This is a genomic window from Brevundimonas nasdae (assembly GCF_019395145.1).
GTDB classification, from domain to species: Bacteria; Pseudomonadota; Alphaproteobacteria; order Caulobacterales; family Caulobacteraceae; genus Brevundimonas; species Brevundimonas nasdae.
This window is the reverse complement of sequence record NZ_CP080034.1, coordinates 1298525-1319603: the sequence shown is the minus strand read 5'-3', so window position 1 is coordinate 1319603 and position 21079 is coordinate 1298525. Positions and strand designations below refer to the sequence as shown.

19 protein-coding genes are annotated in these 21079 nt (G+C 64.5%); 17 read left to right on the top strand and 2 right to left on the bottom strand.

Going from position 1 to position 21079, the window contains the following annotated elements:
- Positions 1-13: 13 nt before the first annotated feature.
- From serS to secF, 7 genes are all read left to right on the top strand, one after another.
- Positions 14-1357 carry a serine--tRNA ligase gene (serS, locus tag KWG56_RS06450; RefSeq protein ID WP_219354157.1) on the top strand — a complete coding sequence of 448 codons (1344 nt, stop codon included), beginning with the start codon at positions 14-16 and terminating at the stop codon, positions 1355-1357.
- Positions 1357-2151: a 5'/3'-nucleotidase SurE gene (gene surE, locus KWG56_RS06445; protein ID WP_219354156.1), complete on the top strand. Its 795-nt coding sequence runs from the start codon at positions 1357-1359 to the stop codon at positions 2149-2151. The genes serS and surE overlap by 1 nt, the downstream gene beginning before the upstream one ends.
- Positions 2148-2792, top strand: a complete 645-nt coding sequence (locus KWG56_RS06440; RefSeq protein WP_219354155.1) for a protein-L-isoaspartate(D-aspartate) O-methyltransferase — start codon at positions 2148-2150, stop codon at positions 2790-2792. Before surE ends, KWG56_RS06440 begins: the two co-directional genes overlap by 4 nt.
- A gap of 109 nt (positions 2793-2901) precedes the next feature.
- On the top strand, positions 2902-3978 hold the full coding sequence (locus KWG56_RS06435; RefSeq protein WP_244999671.1) for a M23 family metallopeptidase: 1077 nt from the start codon (positions 2902-2904) through the stop codon (positions 3976-3978).
- Positions 3979-4082: 104 nt separating this feature from the next.
- Entirely contained in the window at positions 4083-4400 is a 318-nt protein-coding gene (gene yajC, locus KWG56_RS06430; protein WP_201097713.1) for a preprotein translocase subunit YajC, read from the top strand.
- Positions 4401-4435: 35 nt separating this feature from the next.
- Positions 4436-6028, top strand: coding sequence for a protein translocase subunit SecD (gene secD, locus KWG56_RS06425; protein WP_219354154.1), 1593 nt, complete (start codon positions 4436-4438; stop codon positions 6026-6028).
- A complete protein-coding gene (gene secF / locus KWG56_RS06420) occupies positions 6028-7017 on the top strand; it encodes a protein translocase subunit SecF (protein ID WP_201097709.1) in 990 nt (329 codons plus the stop codon). Before secD ends, secF begins: the two co-directional genes overlap by 1 nt.
- A 72-nt stretch (positions 7018-7089) precedes the next feature.
- On the opposite strand, the gene KWG56_RS06415 is transcribed toward secF, so the two are convergent.
- Positions 7090-8295, bottom strand: a complete 1206-nt coding sequence (locus KWG56_RS06415) for a pyridoxal phosphate-dependent aminotransferase (RefSeq protein WP_219354153.1) — start codon at positions 8293-8295, stop codon at positions 7090-7092.
- A 122-nt stretch (positions 8296-8417) separates the two neighbouring features.
- On the opposite strand from KWG56_RS06415, the gene KWG56_RS06410 reads away from it, so the two are divergent.
- The 8 genes from KWG56_RS06410 (at position 8418) to KWG56_RS06375 (ending at position 16165) form a co-directional block, all read left to right on the top strand.
- Entirely contained in the window at positions 8418-9131 is a 714-nt protein-coding gene (locus KWG56_RS06410; protein WP_219354152.1) for a TVP38/TMEM64 family protein, read from the top strand.
- A gap of 76 nt (positions 9132-9207) precedes the next feature.
- A complete protein-coding gene (locus KWG56_RS06405; RefSeq protein WP_219354151.1) occupies positions 9208-9651 on the top strand; it encodes a hemerythrin domain-containing protein in 444 nt (147 codons plus the stop codon).
- Positions 9652-9854: 203 nt separating this feature from the next.
- Positions 9855-10895, top strand: coding sequence for a rod shape-determining protein (locus KWG56_RS06400; protein WP_201097701.1), 1041 nt, complete (start codon positions 9855-9857; stop codon positions 10893-10895).
- Positions 10896-11043: 148 nt separating this feature from the next.
- Entirely contained in the window at positions 11044-12195 is a 1152-nt protein-coding gene (gene mreC / locus KWG56_RS06395) for a rod shape-determining protein MreC (protein ID WP_219354150.1), read from the top strand.
- Entirely contained in the window at positions 12192-12710 is a 519-nt protein-coding gene (locus KWG56_RS06390; RefSeq protein ID WP_219354149.1) for a hypothetical protein, read from the top strand. The genes mreC and KWG56_RS06390 overlap by 4 nt, the downstream gene beginning before the upstream one ends.
- Positions 12707-14695, top strand: coding sequence for a penicillin-binding protein 2 (gene mrdA / locus KWG56_RS06385; protein ID WP_201097695.1), 1989 nt, complete (start codon positions 12707-12709; stop codon positions 14693-14695). The genes KWG56_RS06390 and mrdA overlap by 4 nt, the downstream gene beginning before the upstream one ends.
- Positions 14692-15849 (top strand): rod shape-determining protein RodA, encoded by a 1158-nt coding sequence (gene rodA / locus KWG56_RS06380; protein WP_201097693.1) that lies wholly within the window; start codon positions 14692-14694, stop codon positions 15847-15849. The genes mrdA and rodA overlap by 4 nt, the downstream gene beginning before the upstream one ends.
- A 64-nt stretch (positions 15850-15913) precedes the next feature.
- A complete protein-coding gene (locus tag KWG56_RS06375) occupies positions 15914-16165 on the top strand; it encodes a hypothetical protein (RefSeq protein WP_201097691.1) in 252 nt (83 codons plus the stop codon).
- Positions 16166-16266: 101 nt separating this feature from the next.
- Here KWG56_RS06375 and KWG56_RS06370 read toward each other — a convergent pair whose 3' ends face one another.
- The gene (locus KWG56_RS06370; protein ID WP_201097689.1) at positions 16267-17619 is read right to left on the bottom strand and encodes an MFS transporter; all 1353 of its coding nucleotides are present in this window, start codon (positions 17617-17619) and stop codon (positions 16267-16269) included.
- Between the two features lie 210 nt (positions 17620-17829).
- On the opposite strand from KWG56_RS06370, the gene cyoA reads away from it, so the two are divergent.
- Together cyoA and cyoB are read left to right on the top strand one after the other, a co-directional pair.
- Entirely contained in the window at positions 17830-19059 is a 1230-nt protein-coding gene (gene cyoA / locus KWG56_RS06365) for a ubiquinol oxidase subunit II (protein WP_244999670.1), read from the top strand.
- Between the two features lie 13 nt (positions 19060-19072).
- Entirely contained in the window at positions 19073-21076 is a 2004-nt protein-coding gene (gene cyoB / locus KWG56_RS06360) for a cytochrome o ubiquinol oxidase subunit I (protein WP_219354147.1), read from the top strand.
- The last annotated feature ends 3 nt before the right edge of the window (positions 21077-21079 follow it).

Here is a 21079-nt window from a genome sequence, read left to right as displayed (position 1 = left end):
AAGGTTTAGAGCCATGCATGACATCAGAGCCATTCGCGAAAACCCCCAGGTTTACGTGGCGGGCTGGTCGTCGCGCGGCGTTGACGAAGCCGATGGTCTGGTCGCCGATATTCTGCGTCTGGATGCGGAACTGCGTCAGGCTCAGACGACGGGGCAGGACGCCCTGTCCAAGCGCAACGCCGCCTCCAAGCTGATCGGCGCCGCCATGGGCAGGAAGGACATGGCCGAGGCCGACCGTCTGAAAGCCGAAGTCGAGAGCCTGAAGGGCGACATCGCCGCCGCCGCCGAGGTCGAGAACCGCGTCGGCAAGGAACTGCGCGACCAGCTGGCGGGCCTGAAGAGCCTGGCTGCTGACGACGTGCCGGAAGGCGAGGACGAGGCCCAGAACGTCGAGGTGTCCCGCTGGGGCACGCCGCGCGAGGGCGGTCCGGCCAAGGATCACGCCGATTTGGGCGAGGCGCTGGGCCTGCTGGACTTCGAGGCTGCGGCCAAGATGTCCGGCGCGCGGTTCGCGGTGCTGAAGGGCCAACTGGCGCGTCTGGAACGGGCTGTGGGCCAGTTCATGCTGGACTTGCAGACGGACAAACACGGCTATCTGGAAGTGAACCCGCCGCTGCTGGTGCGCGACGAGGCGATGTTCGGCACGGGACAGTTACCGAAGTTTGAGGAAGATCTGTTCCTTGCGTTGGATGGAGCGCAGGCAAAACAAACCTACTCTATAGATTTAGTTGAGGTTATTGCTGGGCGTCGCTGGCTCATCCCCACCGCCGAAGTCTCCCTGACCAACCTCGTCCGCGAGCAGATCCTGCCTGAGGACGAACTGGCGACGCCGATCCGCATGACGGCGCTGACGCCCTGTTTCCGGGCCGAGGCCGGCTCGGCGGGACGCGACACGCGCGGTCTGATCCGCCAGCACCAGTTCACCAAGGTCGAGATGGTGTCGATCACCCGCCCAGAAGACTCTGAGGCCGAACACGAGCGGATGGTCGGCTGCGCCGAGGCGGTGCTGCAGGCGCTGGAGCTGCCGTATCGCAAGATGCTGCTGTGCAAGGGCGACATGGGCTTTGCGGCCAAGAAGACCTACGACTTGGAGGTCTGGCTGCCTAGCCAGAACACCTATCGCGAGATCAGCAGCTGCTCGAACTGCGGCGACTTCCAGGCCCGGCGCATGGAGGCCCGCTTCAAGCGCGCAGGCGAGAAGAAGACCGAGTTCGTCCATACGCTGAACGGCTCGGGCCTGGCGGTCGGCCGCACGCTGGTGGCGATCATGGAGAACTATCAGCAGGAGGACGGAAGCATCGCGGTGCCTGCCGTGCTGCAACCCTATATGGGCGGCCTGAAGGTCGTCGGCGCCTGATGCGTATTCTGCTTACCAACGACGACGGCATCGAAGCCGAGGGTCTGGCCTGTCTGGAACGGATCGCCCGCACCCTGAGCGACGATGTCTGGGTGTGCGCGCCTGCTGTCGAACAGTCGGCCAAGGGACGGGGCATCACCCTGACCGAGCCGCTGCGGGTGCATCATCTGGGTGAAAAGCGGTTCGCGGTGACGGGCACGCCGACCGACTGCGTGGTTCTGGCCGTCAACGACCTGATGCCGGAGCGGCCCGATCTGGTGCTGTCGGGCGTGAACCGGGGCCACAACATCGGCGAGGACGTCAGCTATTCCGGCACGGTGGCGGGCGCGTTGCAGGGGATGGCCTTCGGCATTCGTTCAATCGCCCTGAGCCAGAGCCTTGAGCGGTTCCATGACGAGGTGGTGGCGCACTGGGAGACGGCGGAAGCCTTCGCCCCCGCCATCATCGCCCGCCTGCTGGACCAGAAATGGTCGCCCGGCGTGGTCATGAACCTGAACTTCCCCAACTGCCGCCCGGAACAGGTCGAACAGGTCGAGGTGACGAAACAGGGGTTCCGCGACGTGGGCGAAATGCACGCCGTGCGTCGCACCGACCTGCGCGGCCGGGACTATTACTGGATGAGCTTCCGCGGCGAGAAGCAGGAGCATCCCGAAGGCACCGACCTGCGCGCCATCGACGAGGGCCGCATCTCGGTCACGCCGCTGCATATCGACCTGACGCACATGCAGAGCGTCAATGATCTGAAAAAGGTGCTGGGCGGCGCCCCGCCCAAGAAGACGGACCGGGCCGCTTGAACCTGCACGACGACCGCGCCGGACGACTGATCCTGTCGCTGCGCCAGCAGGGGGTCACGGACCCGCGCGTGCTGGCGGCGATGGAAAGCATCGACCGCGCGGTCTTCGTGCACGAGAAGTTCCTGGATCAGGCGTGGGAGGATCAGGCCCTGCCGATCGACTGCGCCCAGACGATCAGCCAGCCCTATATCGTCGGCCTGATGACCCAGGCGCTGGACGTCCAGCCGCGCCACCGCGTGCTGGAGATAGGCACCGGCAGCGGATATCAGTGCGCGGTGCTGTCGCGGCTGGCGCGCTATGTCTATTCGGTCGAACGCTACCGCAGCCTGCTGGTCGAGGCCGAAAGCCGCCTGCGGACGCTGGGTATCGACAATGTCATCACCAAGCACGGCGACGGCGGTCTGGGCTGGATCGAGCAGGCGCCGTTCGACCGGATCATGGTGACGGCGGCCTCGCCTGCGGAACCGACGGAACTGCTGAAACAGTTGAAGCCCAACGGGGTTCTGGTCGCGCCGGTCGGCCGCACCTCGGTGCAGATGCTGCATCGCTATGTGGGGCAGGGCGACGGTTCGTTCCGCCGCGAAAGCCTGACGGAAGTGCGGTTTGTGCCGCTGGTCGAGGGCACGGCCAAGGAAATCTGAAGGGCCTGTTAACCTTCACGCCCCAATTCTGCGCGCATTGAAGGGTTGGATTCAAGGGCTTGAGCGGGCAAACCGCAGGGGCCGGTCTTAACCATGTGAGGAGTTGCGGGTGGCGATACAATCGGCCTTGATGAAAGCGGCGTTGATCGCAGGGGCGTCGCTGACGGCGGTGGCCTGTACGAGCTACCCGTCCGAGCCGCGCTATTCGACCCATCCGACACAAGGGGCAGGGCAGGCGGGGCCGTACCCGCAGGGCGGTTATCCCAATACGCCGCCGCCCCAGCCGTATCAGACCGCGCCCTACGAATCACCGCCGCCAGCAACGGCGCCGGTCGGGTCTGTGGAAGGCGGGGCCTTGCCGCCGCCCGTGGTCGTGCAGCCGCCCGTGCAGCAGCCCTACACCCCGCCGCGTGACGAATATTCGCCGCCGCCGCCGACACGCACGCCCACGCATGTCTCGCCGGGCGCTGCCTATGTGATCCAGGCCGGGGACACGATTTCCGGCGTCGGTCGTCGTTTCCAGACGCCCGTGCAGACCTTGATCGACCTGAACGGCCTGGGCCCGCGCGGCGCCATTACGACCGGACAGCGAATCATCCTGCCGGACGCAGCCGTCGACACGGGCCACGATCCCTATGCGACCGGCCCGTCCCCGGTCGGCGTTCTGGTGCCGAACAATGGCGTCGCCCCGCCGCCGCCGCCGCCGCGCTCAGGCAATGCAGCCCTGCCGGCGCAGACCCGGCCTACGGCCCCCGTTCCGCCCGTGGCGTCCGCCGCCCCGCCGACATCGACCGCCGCGATCGCCCTGCAATGGCCTGTGCGCGGCGAAGTGCTACGCCGGTTCGGGCCGGTCGGCATGGGTGAACGCAACAACGGCATCAACATCGGCGCCGCCGCAGGCGCAGCCGTGGCAGCCTCTGCGGCTGGGCGCGTGGCCTATGTCGGTGACGATCTGGTGGGGCAGGGCTTGACGGTCCTGATCGTCCACAATGGCGGATGGCGCACGGTTTACGGCCATCTGGGCTCGGCGACGGTCAAGGACGGCGACGATGTCCGCGCCGGTCAGCAGATCGGGACTGTGGGCCTGACCGCTGGCGACGGCCGTCCGTCGATCCATTTCGAGACCCGGCAGATGCGCGGCGACGACCCCGTGGCGGTTGATCCGTTGACGGTATTGCCGCGCTGACGCCGCGCCACATTGCATTCGTCGAGGCGCGGCCCTAGGTTCCGCGCCTCGTTTTTAATGGGGGGCGCCGACGAGGGCAGCCTTCCTCGTGTTCGGAGACTACCATGGGCGCTCAAGCTGACGGCGGCATCATGGCCGTGATCGTGCAGTTCCTGCCGATCGTCGCCATCTTCATCCTGTTCTATTTCCTGCTGATCCGCCCGCAGCAAAAGCGCGCCAAGGAGCATCAGGCCGCCATCAGCGCTGTGAAGCGTGGCGACACCGTCGTCCTGGGCAGCGGCATGATCGGCAAGGTGACTCGCGTCGAAGAGGCCGAGGTCAATGTCGAGATCGCGCCCAGCGTCAACGTCCGCGTCGTCAAGGCGATGATCGCCGAGGTCCGCAACCGCACCGCCATCGCCGCCAACGATTCCAAGGCCTGATACCCTTCCGGTATCGCTGAACCGAGACCGCCCGCATGATTCAGCTATCGCGCTGGAAGATCATCCTCGTTGTCGCTTCGGCGATCATCGGCTGCTTCCTGGCCTATCCCAATCTGCTGACGCCAGCGCAGCGTGAGGCCTTGCCTGGGTGGCTGCCCAGGCATGGGCTGAACCTGGGCCTGGACCTTCAGGGCGGCTCCTACCTGCTGCTTGAAGTCGACGTGCCGCAGATGCGCGAGAAGCGGGTCACGAACCTGATCGAAGACGTGCGGGTCACCCTGAACGGCGATGGCATCGCCACCAGCGGCCTGCAGCGTGAAGGGGGCGGCGTCGTGGTGACGCTGGCCAACCCGTCCCAGACGGATGCGGCGTTCAAGGCGCTGCAGCAACTGGGCGGACAGGTCGGACCGGGCGGTCAGGCCGAGCGCGTGGCGTCGCGCCTGGGCGATGGTCGTCTGCGTTTCGCCTATACCGAAGCGGCGATGAACGGCATGGGGCCGGCGGCGGTTGACCAGTCGATCACCGTGGTTCGCCGACGCATCGACAGTCTGGGTACGCGCGAACCTTCGATCACCCGCCAGGGCGCGGACCGCATCGTGGTCCAGGCGCCGGGCGAGAGCGATCCGACCAAGCTTGAGGAAGTTATCGGCCAGACGGCGCAGCTGACCTTCCAGATGGTCGATACCGAAAACTCGGTGAACGACGCTGTCGCAGGCCGCGTCCCGCCGGATTCCGAACTGCTGCAAGACCAGCAGGGCGTGCCCTATCTGGTGAAGAAGCGCGTTCTGGTTTCGGGTGAGAACCTGACCCGCGCAGGCGTCGGCTCGGACCAGAGCGGTCGTCCCGCCATCGACTTCCGCTTTGACGGCGCCGGCGCACGCCGGTTCGGCGAAGCGACCGCCGCCAACCTGGGCAAGCCTTTCGCCATTATTCTGGACGGCAAGGTCATCTCGGCGCCGACGATCCAGAGCGCGATCACCAGCGGTTCGGGCCAGATCACCGGCAACTTCTCCATTCAGGAAGCCTCGACCCTGGTGAACCTGCTGAACGGCGGCGCCCTTCCTGCGCCCCTGAAGGTTGAAGAACGCCGCGTCGTCACCGCCGAACTGGGCGCCGACGCCGTGGCCGCAGGCGCCCTGTCGACCGCTCTCGGCTTTGTCGTGATCGTGGTCTTCATGATCCTGGCCTACGGCTTCCTGTTCGGCGGCATCTCGGTCATCGGTCTGGCGCTGAATGGTCTGCTGATCGTGGCGGCCATGTCGCTGACCCAGGCGACGCTGACCCTGCCGGGCATCGCCGGTCTGATCCTGACCTTCGCCGTCGCCGTGGACGCCAACGTGCTGATTTACGAGCGGATGCGTGACGAGGCCCGACAGGGACGTTCGGTGATCGCCTCCATGGACGCCGGCTTCAACCGCGCCATGGGCACGATTGTCGACGCCAACCTGACCACGCTGGTCGCGGCAGGCATCATGTTCCTGTTCGGTGAGGGCCCGGTGCGCGGTTTCGCCTGGACCCTGACCATCGGCGTCTTCACCTCCGTCTTCTCGGCGGTGCTGACGGCCCAAGTCCTGCTCGGCTATTGGCTCAAGGTGGCCAAGCCCAAGAAACTGCCGATCGCGGAGTGATGTCGATGAACGGTTGGCCCATCATCAAACTGCTGCCGCACAAGACGAACTTCCAGTTCGTCAAATACGCCAAGGGATTCGCCATAATGTCGGCGATCCTGACGGTGGCGGCGATCGTCGGCTGCTTCTATCCCGGTCTGAACCTGGGCATCGACTTCCGGGGCGGCGCCTCGATGGAGGTGTCCAAGCCTGCGGGTCAGGTTCTGGAGCTTGATCGTCTGCGCGGGGCTGTGAACGGCCTGAGCATGGGCGACGTCCAGGTCCAGGGCATTGCGCGACGCGACACCAACGCCAATGACGGCTCGACCGCCATTGTCCGCTTCCAGGTCCCGGCCAACGCCGACCAGACGGAAGTTGTCCAGAAGGTCGAACACGCCATCGACCAGGCGGTGGGGCAGGTGACCTATTCCGGCGTCAGCGTCGTGGGTTCGAAAGTGTCCGGCGAACTGCTGACCAACGGCGTTCTGGCCCTGGTCATCGCCGTGGTGCTGATGTTCCTCTACATCGCCTTCCGCTTCCCCTGGCAGTTCGGGATCGGCGCCGTTGCGGGTCTGTTGCACGACGTGGCGCTGACCTTTGGTCTGATCGTCCTCCTGCGGATGGAGTTCAGCCTGAACCTGGTCGCGGCGTTGCTGACCGTCATCGGCTATTCGATGAACGACACCGTCGTGGTGTTCGACCGCCTGCGCGAGAACCTGCGCAAGTACAAGGTCATGCCGCTGCGTGAAGTGATCGACCTGTCGATCAACGAGACGCTGTCGCGGACGATCATCACCGGCGTCACCACGGTTATCGTCCTGATCGTTCTGGCCGTCTTCGGCGGCGAGGCCCTGCGCGGCTTCTCGATCACCCTGGCCTTCGGCGTCGTCATCGGCACCTTCTCGTCGATCTATGTCGGTGCGCCGATCATCCTGCTGTGGGGCGTGAAGCGTGGCGGGGCGTCGGATGACGCCAAGCCCGTCAAGCTGGGTATGGCCAGCCGTCCCTGATTCTGGGCTTCAGGCAAAAAAGAAACGGCGGCTCGAAAGAGCCGCCGTTTTTGTTTCAGCCTGTTGTGCGGATCAGCGCAGCGACGCGGCGAAGCGCTGGATGCGGCTGCAGGCTTCTTCCAGCACGGCGTCCGAGGTGGCGTAGCTGATGCGGAAGTAGGGGCTGAGGCCGAAGGCTTCGCCCTGCACGACCGCGACGCCCTCGGCGTTCAGCAGTTCAGCGGCGAATGTGCTGTCGCCGTCGATGACGACGCCCGTCTCGGTCGTCTTGCCGATCAGTCCAGCAATGGACGGATAGACGTAGAAGGCGCCTTCAGGCGTGGCGCAGGTGATGCCGGTCGCCTGGTTCAGCATGGAGACCACCAGGTCACGGCGCTTTTCAAAGGCGTCGCGGCGCTCGGCCATGAAGTCCTGCGGTCCGTTCAGAGCCTCGACGGCCGCCCACTGGCTGATGCTGGCGGGGTTGGAGGTCGTCTGGCTGGCCACCTTGCGCATCAGGTCGATAAGCGGCTTGGGGCCGCCTGCATAGCCGATGCGCCAGCCGGTCATGGCATAGGCCTTGGACACGCCGTTGACCGTCAGGGTGCGTTCGTAGAGATCCGGCGCGACCTGGGCGATGGTGGTGTATTCGAAGTCGCCATAGACGAGGTGTTCGTACATGTCGTCGGTCAGCACCCAGACCTGGGGGTGACGACGCAGAACCTCGGCCAGGGCTTCCAGTTCGGCGCGGGTGTAGGCGGCGCCGGTCGGGTTGGACGGGCTGTTCAGGATCAGCCACTTGGACTTGGGCGTGATCGCGGCTTCCAGCACTTCCGGACGCAGCTTGAAGCCGTCCTTCTCTTCACCGACGACGGTGACCGGCTCGCCGCCCGCCAGCAGCACCATGTCCGGGTAGGACACCCAGTAGGGCGCGGGCACGATGACTTCATCGCCGGGGTTCAGCGTGGCGACCAGGGCGTTGAAGATGACGGGCTTGCCGCCCGGCGCGACATGGATCTGGGCCGTCGTATAGTCCAGGCCGTTTTCGCGCTTGAACTTGGCGACGATGGCGGCCTTCAGCTCAGGCATGCCGTCGGCGTCGGTGTACTTGGTCTCGCCGCGATTGATCGCGTCGATGGCCGCCTGCTTCACATTATCGGGCGTGTCGAAGTCCGGCTCGCCGGCGCCGAGCCCAATCACGTCGCGACCCTCGGCTTTCAGCTTTCGCGCCTGGGCGGTGACGGCGATGGTCGCCGAAGGCTTGACGCGGGAGAGGGCGGAGGATTGCAGGCTGGACATGATTATCCCGTGGGTTTTGGAAGTTTTTGCCGGGGAGGCGAGGTTCCTTACGCGTGGTCGCCCCCGGGGACAATGCGTGGATGCTCGCTAATGCGCGGGCGGAGTGATAAGCGGCGCTTCTGATGCGCTGGATCATCGATTTCCTGTCGAACATGGAGGCGCGCCGTTGGCGCGCTGTGCTGGCGACCGCCTTGCTGCTGGGCGCGATGATCGGCTTGTTCGCGGTCGGCAAGAGCCAACTCGGTCTGGAGGCGGAAGACCAGCTTGAGGCGTGGCTTGCGGGGTTCCGGCATGGCCCCTGGGGGCTGGTCGCCGCCATCGCCGTGTTTACGATCGCGGCCTTCTTCGGCGCGCCGCAGTTCATCCTGATCGCGGCCTGCGTGGTCGCCTTCGGGCCGTGGTTCGGTTTCCTTTACAGTTGGATCGCCACTGTGGTGTCGGCAGGCGTGACCTATTGGCTGGGGCGAGGGCCGACGGCACGGCTGTTGGAGCGGCACGGCGGCAGGACCGTTGGGCGTCTGACGCGCTTTGTCGGCAAGAACGCCTTCTACGCCAGCTTCATGATCCGCAACGTCCCGTCTGCGCCCTTCATCGTGGTCAATATGGCGTTCGGCGCCGCGCGGGCGTCGTTCCCTGGGTTCTTGGCGGGCTGCGCCCTGGGCGTGCTGCCCAAAACGGCCCTTGTGGCCTTCTTCGGCGGATCCTTCATGACGGCCGTCAGCGGCGACGGCGTCTGGACCTCGGTGATCCTGGCTGGTGTCGCTCTGGCCTGGCTGATTCTCATGCTGTGCGTTCGTGAACTGGTGAAGCGTCGAGAGGCGTCACGGGGCGAATAATTACAAAATTCATCAGGGATTTTGCGTACCGATGAATTCAATCCTCATTCATGGCGAGCGCTCAGGCTGTGCATAAGTGTACGGAGCGCCGCCTATGGACTTGCGAAGGTTGCATCAGGACCATCGCGCTATCATTCGCATAGCCAGCGACCTGATCGGCGTGTCGCGAGAGGTGCGCAGTCGGGACGACGCCGAAGACGCGCGCTTCCTGATCGAGCAACTTGACCGGGTGCTGTGCCTTCATCTGGAGCTTGAGGACATCGAGCTTTATCCCGCCCTGATGGGGTGCGACGATGCCCGCGTCGTTGAAATCACAAAAGACTGTGCCGAGGACATGGGCGGTCTGGCCGAAGCCTGGTGCGATTATCAGCGTCAATGGCCGGTCGAAATGATCTGCCGAAACGCCGATAGATTTGCTGTCGTCAGTCGTGTGCTGATGGAGGCCGTCGCTCAGCGCGTGGATCGGGAAGAGCGGGAACTCTATCCGTTGGCGGAATGTCTGGAAACGCGCGCGGCTTAGCCTTGACCGCTGTCATTCATGTCACGCTAACGAGGCGGTGATCAGGGCTTGTAATCCCAGAAACATACAGGCAAACGGGCCTGAGTAGGCGTGGCGAAGACGATCAGGACGCTGTCCGGCACGGGGATGCCGTGACAGTTAGGGCGTCGCCAAGTCCACTGCAGAACAGACGCCCTCGGTCAGAACAAACGGTATCATTTTCCATGAGCTTTTCCCTTTTCGGCGCGATCTCGAACGACATCGCGATGGACCTGGGCACCGCCAACACCCTGATCTACCAAAAGGGCAAAGGCATCGTCCTGAATGAGCCGTCAGTCGTTGCGCTGCGTAATGTCGGCGGACGCAAGATCGTCCACGCTGTGGGCATCGAGGCCAAGCAGATGCTGGGCCGCACCCCGGGTCATATGGAAGCCATCCGCCCGATGCGTGACGGCGTCATCGCCGATTTCGAAGTCGCCGAGGAAATGATCAAGCACTTCATCCGCAAGGTGCATAACCGCAAGGGTTTCGTGAACCCGAAGATCATCGTCTGCGTGCCGTCGGGCGCCACGGCGGTCGAGCGTCGCGCGATCAATGACTCGTGCCTGAACGCCGGCGCACGCCGCGTCGGCCTGATCGATGAGCCGATGGCGGCTGCAATCGGCGCGGGCCTGCCGATCCACGAGCCCACGGGTTCGATGGTCGTCGACATCGGCGGCGGCACGACGGAAGTCGCCGTTCTGTCGCTGTCGGGCATCGTCTATTCGCGTTCGGTCCGCGTCGGCGGCGACAAGATGGACGACAGCATCATCAGCTACATGCGCCGCAATCATAACCTGCTGATCGGTGAAACGACCGCAGAGCGCATCAAGAAGGATATCGGCACCGCCCGCATCCCCGCCGACGGCGAAGGCCTGTCGATCGAGGTCAAGGGCCGCGACCTGATGCAGGGCGTGCCGCGCGAAGTCCGCATCTCGGAGCGTCAGGCAGCAGAGGCCCTGGCCGAGCCGGTCACCCAGATCATCGAAGCCGTCAAGGTTGCGCTGGAAGCCACGCCGCCTGAACTGGCCGCCGACATCGCCGACAAGGGCATCATGCTGACGGGCGGCGGCGCTCTGCTGCGCGGTCTGGATGTCGAAATTCGCGACCACACCGGCCTGCCGGTTTCGGTCGCTGATGATCCGCTGTCCTGCGTTGCTGTCGGTTGCGGTCGCGTGCTCGAACATCCGCGTTGGATGAAGGGCGTGCTTGAGTCCGCACTCTGATTAAAATCGCAGCGCAGGCCATCTGCGCCGCGATAGTTTTCCCGGTTGCATGATCGACGGTTCCATTCCCGCCTCGATTTTGCGATAGGCAGGCTTAATGGCGGGCCCGGTCCCGCCGATTCCAAACCCCTTTTGTGGAAGGTCGCCCGTGGCGTTTCGCGACGGCCCTTTTGAAAACCTGAAGGTGCCGCTGGCTTGGACTGCCGCGGTCGTGGCTGTGGTCGCCATAATCGGCGCCGTGCTTCTGCTTATCAGCGACCGTCGCACTGCGGACGCCGAGTCCAGCTACAGCACTCTGCGCGGCGGGTTTGAGACTGTTGTCGGGCCGGTCAGCAATGTCCTGGCTGCGCCGGTCCATTGGTTTGGCGATGCGAGCAGCTTTGTCGGCGGCTATTTCTTCGCCGTGTCCGAGAACCGCCGATTGAAGGCCGAGATTGCAGACCTGCGGTCATGGCGTGACGAGGCGATCGCCTTGAAGAACGTCAACGGTCGTTACGAAGCCATGCTGGGCCTGCGCAGCGAGCCTGCCGTGGCGATGGTCGCCGGACGGGCGATCTCGGACGCGCGCGGCCCCTTCAATCGCGCCAAGCTGTTGGACGTCGGTTCATCCAAGGGCGTTCGCGTCGGCAATCCTGTGCTCAATGAAGACGGTCTGGTGGGCCGGATCAGCGGCGTGACCGGCGGCGTCAGCCGCATGATCATGCTGACCGATGTGGCGTCGCGCCTGCCGGTTCTGATCGACCGCACGGATGCGCGGGCTGTCATGACGGGTGACGGCAGCGGCAATCCGCGCCTTGAGTTTGTTCGCGGCACGGGCTCGGTCCAGCCGGGGGATCGCATCCTGTCGTCCGGCGACGGCGGCGGTCTGCCACGCGGCATTCCCATAGGCGTCGCCGCCAAGGGCGTCGACGGCAGCTGGCGCGTCAAGCTGTTCAGCGAACTGGGCGCCATCGACTATGTCCGTGTGCTGCTGTTCCAGGACTTTGGCCAGTTGATTAATCCGGACGCCTTGAACGCGGCGCCTCTGGCGGGTTTGACCACGGCGCCTGAGCCGAATGCGGCTCAGGCCGCAGCCATTGCGGATGCGGCGGCGCGCCGTCGTGCGGCGGCGGAAGCTCAGGCGGCGCGGGCTGCGGCGGCAGCGAATGCCCCAGCACCGACGCCTGCGCCTGCGACGCCTGCCGCAAGTACGCCGACGCCGCGCCCCGTCGCACGCCCGGTCCAGCCGTCGGCGGCTGCTCCGGCCCCCACGACGCCTGCGCCTGCGCAACCTGATCCAGCACCGGCAGGCGCCCCGTGAAACGGTCTACCGCGGTCCGCGTCGTTGGGCCTCTTCAGTGGATTGTCTATCCGGCCCTGGCGGTTGTAGCCGCCACCATCATCCTCGGCATGCCGGTCCAGCTGTTCGGATTGCGCTTGCCCGAGCCGGTGATCCCGATGGTGCTGGCCTTCTGCTGGCCCTTGATCCGGCCGTCGATGATCGCACCGGCGGTTCTGTTCGGCCTGGGCGTGTTTCTGGACCTGTTCTGGGAAGGGCCTCTGGGCCTGTGGTCGTTGGCGCTGATGAGCGTGTACTGCACGGTCCTGTTCGCCAGGAACCTGATCGCCGGACATGAAGGACTGATCCGCTTCGCCTGGTACGCCGCCTGCACATTGGGCGCCTTCCTGATGGCCTATCTGATCGTGGCCATGCGTTCGGGCAATCCGCCGGCCATCCTGTCGCTGGTGCTACAGGTGCTGCCCACGCTGCTGCTTTACCCGGCGGTCGATTGGCTTCTGGAGCGTTTCGACGACAGCGACACGAGGTTCCGATGAGCGAACCGTCAATCTTCTTTTCCGATGTCAATGAACGTCAGGGCTCGTTCCTGCGTCGGACATTCGTGTTTGGCGGTTTCAGCGGTCTGGGCATTCTGGCCTTGGTCGGACGGCTGGCGCAGCTTCAGATCGTTCAGGCGCAGGAATATGCGACCCTGTCGTCGCAGAACCAGTTCAACTTCCGCATGGTCCCCCCGCCGCGCGGCGTGATCAAGGATCGGAACGGGGTGGTCATAGCGGGCAACCGGCCCAGTTTCCGCGTCCTGGTGGTGCGTGACGAGACCAAGGATCTGGACCAGACCCTGGATCTGCTGGGGCAGCTTCTGCCCGACACGATGGATCGCCGCCGCGCGATCATTCGCGAGGTCAACGCCGCGTCCAAGTTCAACCCGGTGCCGGTCAAGAGCGACCTGACCTGGGAGGAGTTCGCCAAGGTCAATCAGTACGCGCCGGAACTGCCGGGCGTGATGGCTGACATGAACGAGGCGCGATACTACCCGTTCGGCGGCGCCTTCGCCCATGTGATCGGCTATGTGGCCAAGGTCTCGGATCGGGACGTGCAGGCCATTCGCGACAAGGGGCAGCAGCCGCCGGCCCTGTTGTTCAATCCCAGCTTCCGCATCGGGCGTCAGGGCATCGAAAAGGCGCTGGATCAGGATCTGCGGGGCCAGGCGGGGGGGAACCGCGTCGAGGTCGATGCGCGTGGCCGTGTTGTCGCCGAGGACATCGGCGGATCACGTCCGGCGGTGCAGGGGCAGGAAGTCATCCTGACGCTGGACGCCGACATCCAGAACCGCGCCCTGGAGGTGTTTGGCGAAGAATCCGGCAGTTGCGTCGTCATGGATGTGCGCAACGGCGACATTCTGGCCATGGTGTCGTCGCCGTCGTTCGACCCGAACCTGTTCGTGTCGGGCATACCCTCCAAGGCTTACCGCGCGCTGGCCGACTATGAGCGCCGCCCCCTGCTGGACAAGGCCCTGGGCGGCACCTTCGCTCCGGGCTCGACGTTCAAGCCCGTTGTCGGTCTGGCGGCCATGAAGCGCGGTTGGGACCCCAGCCGCCGCGTGGTGTGCAACGGCAGCTTCTTCCTGGGCCGCCGGTTCGCCTGCCTTGGACGGCATGGCGCGCAGGACCTGCGCGGCGCGATCAAGAATTCCTGCAACGTCTATTTCATGACGATCGCCACCGAGTTTGGCCCCGACGCCATCGCTGAGACGGCGCGCGACCTGGGCTTCGGCCAGACCTTCGACATCGGCCTGACCGGACAGAAGGCGGGGCTGGTGCCCGATCGCGAATGGCGGCGTCGGAACCCGGTGCGCGGGGACGGCAAATGGTATCCCGGCGAGACGCCCAGCTATGGGATCGGGCAGGGCGCCTTGAACGTCAATGCGCTGCAGTTGGCCGTCTATACGTCGCGCATCGCCAATGGCCGCCAGGCCGTCATGCCGCGCCTGATCAAGTCGATCGGCGGCGTCGAGCAGAAGGCGGGCACGCCGTTTGGCGAACTGCCCTATGACCCGCAAATGCTGAAAGTCCTTCGCGACGGCATGGAGGCGGTGACGGACGTCGGGGGCACGGGCTTCCGCAACAGCCAGCTGGGGCTGGGCGCTGTGCGCATGGCGGGCAAGACCGGCACGGCTCAGGCCCAGAACTATGGCGCGGGATCACGCAAGGGCGCAGGCCGCCCCTGGGCCCAGAAGGACCACAACCTGTTCATCGCCTATGCTCCGACCGACAATCCCCGCTACGCCGTGTCCGTGATCGTTCAGCACGGCGGTCTGGGCGGCGGCACGGCAGGCGCGCCGCGCGCCCGTGAGGTGATGAAGGTCGCCCTGCTGAAGGACCCGGACATCCGCGCCCGTATCGAACACGCAGGCTTCGAAGCGCCCGAAGACGCAGGCGTGCGTGAGGCCGAGGCCCGGGGAGAGCCCATCGACGCGCCAGCAGTCGATGTCGCCGCACCGCCGCCAGAGGTGACACAGTGACCGCTTCCGCCATTTCAAGACCGGGCGAGCGCGAGCGGTTTTCGACCAAATTGACCCAGATCGACTGGCGTCTGGCGGCCTTGATCTGCGTTGTCGCCGGTACGGGCGGGCTGATGCTGTATTCGGTCGGTGGCGGATCCTGGTCGCCCTGGGCTGCAAAACACATGATCCGCTTCGGCATGTGTCTGGCGCTGATGCTGGTCCTGTCGATGATCAACATCCGCTACTGGTTCTCGATGGCCTATCCCGTTTATGGGGTGGCGCTTCTGATGCTGGCGCTGATCGAGATTCCGGGTCTGGGCTACACGGCCATGGGCGCGACGCGTTGGCTGAACATCGGTTTTACGCGCATCCAACCTTCCGAAATCATGAAGATCGGCGTCGTGTTGGCCCTGGCGCGCTGGTATCACGGGGCATCGGCCAAGGAGGCCAGTTTCCATTGGAAGCTGATCTTCCCGATCGGCATCATCGGACTGCCGTTCCTGCTGGTGGCGCACCAGCCCGATCTGGGTTCGGCCATGCTGATCGGCCTGACCGGCGCCGCCATCATGTTCATGGCGGGACTAAGCTGGAAGATCATTGGCGCCGTTGTGGCGGCAGGCGTCGCCTTCGTGCCGCCCTATGTCATGTTCGGCATGCATGAATACCAGCGACACCGGGTGCTGACCTTCCTGGATCCAGAGGCCGATCCGTCCGGCACCGGTTATCACATCATGCAGTCCAAGATCGCGCTCGGGTCTGGCGGTTTGCTGGGCAAGGGGTTTGGTCTGGGCAGCCAAAGCCAGCTTGAGTTCCTGCCTGAGAAGCAGACGGACTTCATCTTTTCGGCCGTGTCCGAGGAGTTTGGATTCCTGGGCTCCTTCACCCTGTTGGCCTGTTATGCGGGGATCATCCTGATCTCGCTGCGTATCGCCTCGCTGTCGCACAGCCATTTCGGGCGGCTGGCGTCGTCGGGCGTGACCGCGACTTTCGCCCTCTATGTGCTGATCAATGGCGCGATGGTGATGGGGCTGGCGCCGGTCGTGGGCGTGCCCATGCCGCTGCTGTCCTATGGCGGCACTGTGATGCTGACTGTCATGATTGGCTTTGGCCTGGTGATGGCCACGCGCGTTCACCGCTATGCTGAACTGCCCAAGGGCCATGGCCTGATCTAGGGTTGAAGTTGATGTTCGGGGCAGGGCGGTTGACGTCTGCCCCGAACAGGCCCCTTGGATGCGGATGGCCACCGAAACCGTCTACATTATCCAGTCCTATGTGCAGGGCAGGGGAAAATCCCTGCGCGCGGAGCCGCAGGTCGGCTGCAAGGACGCAGAGGAGGCGCGTCGCAAGGCCGAGCGTCTGGCGCCTTTGCGTCTGGGCGTCGTGGCCTTCGCTGTATCTGCGGACACCGAGTTGGGCGACTACGACGAAGAACCCACGATCATCTTCAAATCGGGCCAACTGCCGCCGCCCTTTGCCGATGAGGAGTAGGCGGCTTTCCCGCGCGTCGCTGACGTCACATTCGAGCACACACGAAAACGCCGCCCGCTGGATCAGCGGGCGGCGTCGTCATTTCAGCTTGTCGCTGGGTCTCAGGCCGCGCGTTTGCGAGGGCGGTCAGAGGCGCTGCCCGCCAGTTCGCGGTTCAGCCACAGGGCCAGCAGGGTGAAGACCGCGCCGGACAGCAGATAGGCGCCTGCGGCGATCAGGCCGAAGTGGCTGGAGATCCACAGGGCGGCCAGAGGCGCGAAGCCCGCGCCGAACAGCCAGGCCAGGTCCGACGTCAGGGCGGACGAGGTGTAGCGGTTCGTCAGGCTGAAGCTGGAGGCCACGGGGCCCGACGCCTGGCCGAACGACAGGCCCAGCAGGATGAAGCCCGAGATCATGAAGGTCAGCTCGCCCGCCGCGCCGCCGTTCAGCAGTTGCGGCGCAAAGCCCGAGAAGGCGGCGATGCCGGCGGCGGTGATCGCCAGCAGAGTGCGGCGGCCGTAACGGTCAGCCAGCACGCCGGACGCCAGGATGGCGATCAGGCCGAAGACCGCGCCGACCATCTCGATCAACAGGAAGCGAACCGGCGTTTCGTTGGTGAACAGGAAGACCCACGACAGCGGGAAGACGGTCACCATGTGGAACATGGCGAAGCTGGCCAGAGGGGCGAAGGCGCCGATCCAGATGCGCGGACCTTCCTCGCGAATGGCTTGTGAAACTGGCGTCGGCTGCAATTCCTTGGTTTCGAACGCCTTCTGGAAGGCGGGCGTCACCACGATGCGAAGGCGCGCGAACAGGGCCACGACGTTGATCGCAAAGGCCACGAAGAACGGATAGCGCCAGCCCCAGTCCAGGAAGTCAGCCGCCGACAGGGTGTTCAGGAAGAAGGCGAACAGGGCCGAGGCGACCAGCAGGCCGAACGGCGCACCCAGTTGCGGGATCATGGCGTACCAGCCGCGGCGCTTCTCAGGCGCGTTCAGGGCCAGCAGAGAGGCTAGACCATCCCAGGTGCCGCCCAGCGCGATGCCCTGGCCGATGCGGGTGATGGCTAGCAACACCGGCGCCCACATGCCGATGCTCTCGAAACCGGGGATGAAGGCCACGGACACGGTCGCCGTGCCAAGCAGCAGCAGCGCCGCCGTCAGCTTCGTGCCGCGGCCGAACTTCCGGTCGATGGCGATGAAGATCAGGGTTCCAAGGGGGCGGAACAGGAAGGCGAGTGCAAAGACCGCAAATGAAAGCAGGGTGCCTTCAACCGGCGAAACGAACGGGAAGATCAACTGCGGGAACACGACCACGGAGGCGATCGCATACACAAAGAAGTCGAAAAACTCGGAGGTTCTGCCAATAATGACGCCGATGGCGATTTCGCCTGCATCCACTTTGCCGTGATGCGAGTTGATAGCGGCGGCGTCGCGTTCCAGCGACTCTGACGAAGGGGTCGTCGAGGCGGACATGGGCTTAGTCGCTCCGTTTGAAACTAGGGTTTAGACTCGACGGCGTATTGCCGCATTATGATCGCGCGGCCTTTGCGACGAAAGTCGCGCTGAGAGGATAGGACAGATTGTCCAATGTCGTTCCAGATCGAAGCTGACTATCGCCGCCAATTCGAACGCCAACCGTCGCGGCGCCTCCCCCTTGCCCGACGCTTTTCGATTGGATCCGCCTTGCGCCGTCTGCGCCTACTCCTGCTCGCGCCCCTCGTGGCCCTGCTGTCGGCCTGCAACATGGTCGTGCTTCATCCTGCGGGTGATATCGCCACGCAGCAGCGTGACCTGCTGGTCTTCTCCACGCTTCTGATGCTGGTCATCGTCATCCCTGTGATGGGGATGGTGGTCTTCTTCGCCTACAAGTATCGGGAATCGAACAAGGCCGTTGAGAAGGAATACGATCCGGATTGGGATCACTCCACGTCGCTGGAAGTGGCGATCTGGGGCGCGCCTCTGCTGATTATCGTCTTCCTGGGCGCTGTCACCTGGGCCGGAACCCACCTTCTGGACCCGTATCGCCCGCTGGATCGGATCAAGCCCGGTCAGGCCGCCAGCGAGCAGGTCGAGCCGCTGCAGGTCAATGTGGTCGCGCTGGATTGGAAGTGGCTGTTCATCTATCCGGAGTACGGCATCGCCACGGTCAATGAACTGGCGGCGCCGGTGGATCGTCCCATCCGCTTCCACATCACCTCGTCGTCGGTGATGAATTCCTTCTACATCCCGGCCCTGGCCGGTCAGATTTACGCCATGCCCGGCATGGAGACGAAGCTGCACGCCGTGATCAACCATCCGGGCGAATATGTCGGCTTCTCGGCCAACTATTCCGGCGACGGCTTCTCGAACATGCGTTTCAAATTCCACGGCCTTGATCAGGCTGGCTTCGACCAGTGGATCGCGGGTGTCCGCAGCGACAGCCGCTCGCTGGATCGTGAAGGCTATCTGGAGCTGGAGAAGCCCAGCGAGAAGGTCCCGGTCATGCACTTCGCGAACGTTGACGGCGCCCTGTGGGATTCGATCCTCAACATGTGCGTCGAGCCGGGCAAGATGTGCATGGGCGAGATGATGGAGATCGACAAGCGCGGCGGTCTGAACATGGCCTCGGTGCGCAACACCATGCCGCTGGTGTACGACAAGTACGCCGGACGCGGTAAGTCGCCTGCCTATTTCGGTTCGAACGACAGCTATGTCATGACGATCTGCACGCCGCTGCAGGCTGAAGCCGCCGCCGCCGACCGCATCCGCCGCGCCGAACTGGACAACATTTCTGCGCCGGTCAGCCTGGCGCGGATCACCGGGCAGGGCCTGACGCCGCAGGGCGTGCCGATGGCCTCCCTTTCCTCAATCGTCCGCAACCCAGTCGCCACGGGGCCGGTTTCGACCGACGTCCGTTCCGCCCCCACCGCCTGAGCGAACAGAGTCTATGAACGCTGACCAACTCATTCCGCTGATCTTCGGGCGTCTGACGCTCGAAGCTCTGCCCTTGCACGAACCGATCCTGGTCGTGACCATGATCGTCGTCGCCCTGGGCGGCGTGGCCCTGCTGGGCGCGCTGACCTATTTCAAACTGTGGGGCTATCTCTGGAAGGAATGGTTCACCACGGTGGACCACAAGAAGATCGGGATCATGTACATGATCCTGGGCATCATCATGCTGCTGCGCGGTTTCGCCGACGCCATCATGATGCGGATCCAGCAGGCCATGGCCTTCGGCGGGTCTGAGGGATACCTGAACGCACACCACTACGACCAGATCTTCACCGCCCACGGCGTGATCATGATCTTCTTCGTGGCGATGCCGCTGATCACGGGCCTGATGAACTATGTCGTGCCGCTGCAAATCGGCGCGCGCGACGTGTCCTTCCCCTTCCTGAACAACTTCAGCTTCTGGATGACCACGGCCGGCGCCGTGATGGTCATGGCCTCGCTGTTCGTGGGCGAGTTCGCCCGCACCGGGTGGCTGGCCTATCCGCCGTTGTCGGGCATTGGCTACAGCCCCGGCGTCGGGGTCGATTACTACATATGGGCGCTTCAGATCGCGGGGGTGGGGACAACCCTGTCCGGCATCAACCTGATCGCGACCATCGTGAAGATGCGCGCGCCGGGCATGGGCATGATGAAGATGCCGGTGTTCACCTGGACTTCGCTGTGCGCGAACGTCCTGATCGTGGCGTCCTTCCCCGTCCTGACCGCTGTTCTGGCCCTGCTGACGCTGGACCGCTACGTCGGCACCAACTTCTTCACGAACGACTTCGGCGGCAACCCGATGATGTACGTGAACCTGATCTGGATCTGGGGTCACCCGGAGGTTTACATCCTGGTCCTGCCGTTGTTCGGGGTCTTCTCCGAAGTCGCCTCGACCTTCTCGGGCAAGCGTCTGTTTGGCTACACGTCGATGGTCTATGCGACCGTGGTCATCACGATCCTGTCGTACCTGGTCTGGCTGCACCACTTCTTCACCATGGGATCCGGCGCGTCGGTGAACTCGTTCTTCGGGATCACCACCATGATCATCTCGATCCCAACAGGGGCCAAGATCTTCAACTGGCTGTTCACGATGTATCGTGGCCGCATCCGCTTCGAACTGCCGATGATGTGGCTGATCGCCTTCATGCTGACCTTCGTGGTCGGCGGCATGACGGGCGTCATGCTGGCCGTGCCGCCTGCTGACTTTGTGCTGCACAACAGCCTGTTCCTGATCGCCCACTTCCACAACGTGATCATCGCAGGCGTGCTGTTCGGTCTGTTCGCCGGCATCAACTTCTGGTTCCCGAAGGCGTTCGGCTTCAAGCTGGACCGCACCTGGGGTCTGGTCAGCTTCTGGTGCTGGGTTGTCGGCTTCTGGCTGGCGTTCGCCCCGCTCTACGTGCTGGGCCTGATGGGCGTGACGCGTCGCATGCGGGTGTTCGATGATCCGTCGCTGCAGATCTGGTTCGTCATCGCCGCCGTCGGCGTCGCCGTCATCGCAGTGGGCATCCTGGCCATGCTGGTCCAGTTCGCTGTCAGCTTTAAGAACCGCGACAAGCTGCGCGACGAAACGGGCGATCCGTGGGGTGGCCGCACTCTGGAATGGGCGACGTCTTCGCCTCCGCCGGACTACAACTTCGCCTTCACGCCGGTCGTCTATGACACCGACGCCTGGTGGGACATGAAGCGCCGTGGATACAAGCGTCCGAAGACCGGCTTCGCCGCGATCCACATGCCCAAGAACACGGGCACGGGCATCATCATCTCGGGCCTGTCCCTGGTGATGGGTCTGGCGCTGGTCTGGTACATCTGGTGGCTGGCGGCGTTGAGCTTCCTGGCGGTGATCGCCGTCGCGATCGCTCACACCTTCAACTACAACCGCGACTACTATATCCCGCTGGAGGAAGTGCGCGAAACAGAAGACGCGCGCACCCGCGCCCTGGCCGGAACGGAGGCCTGATCC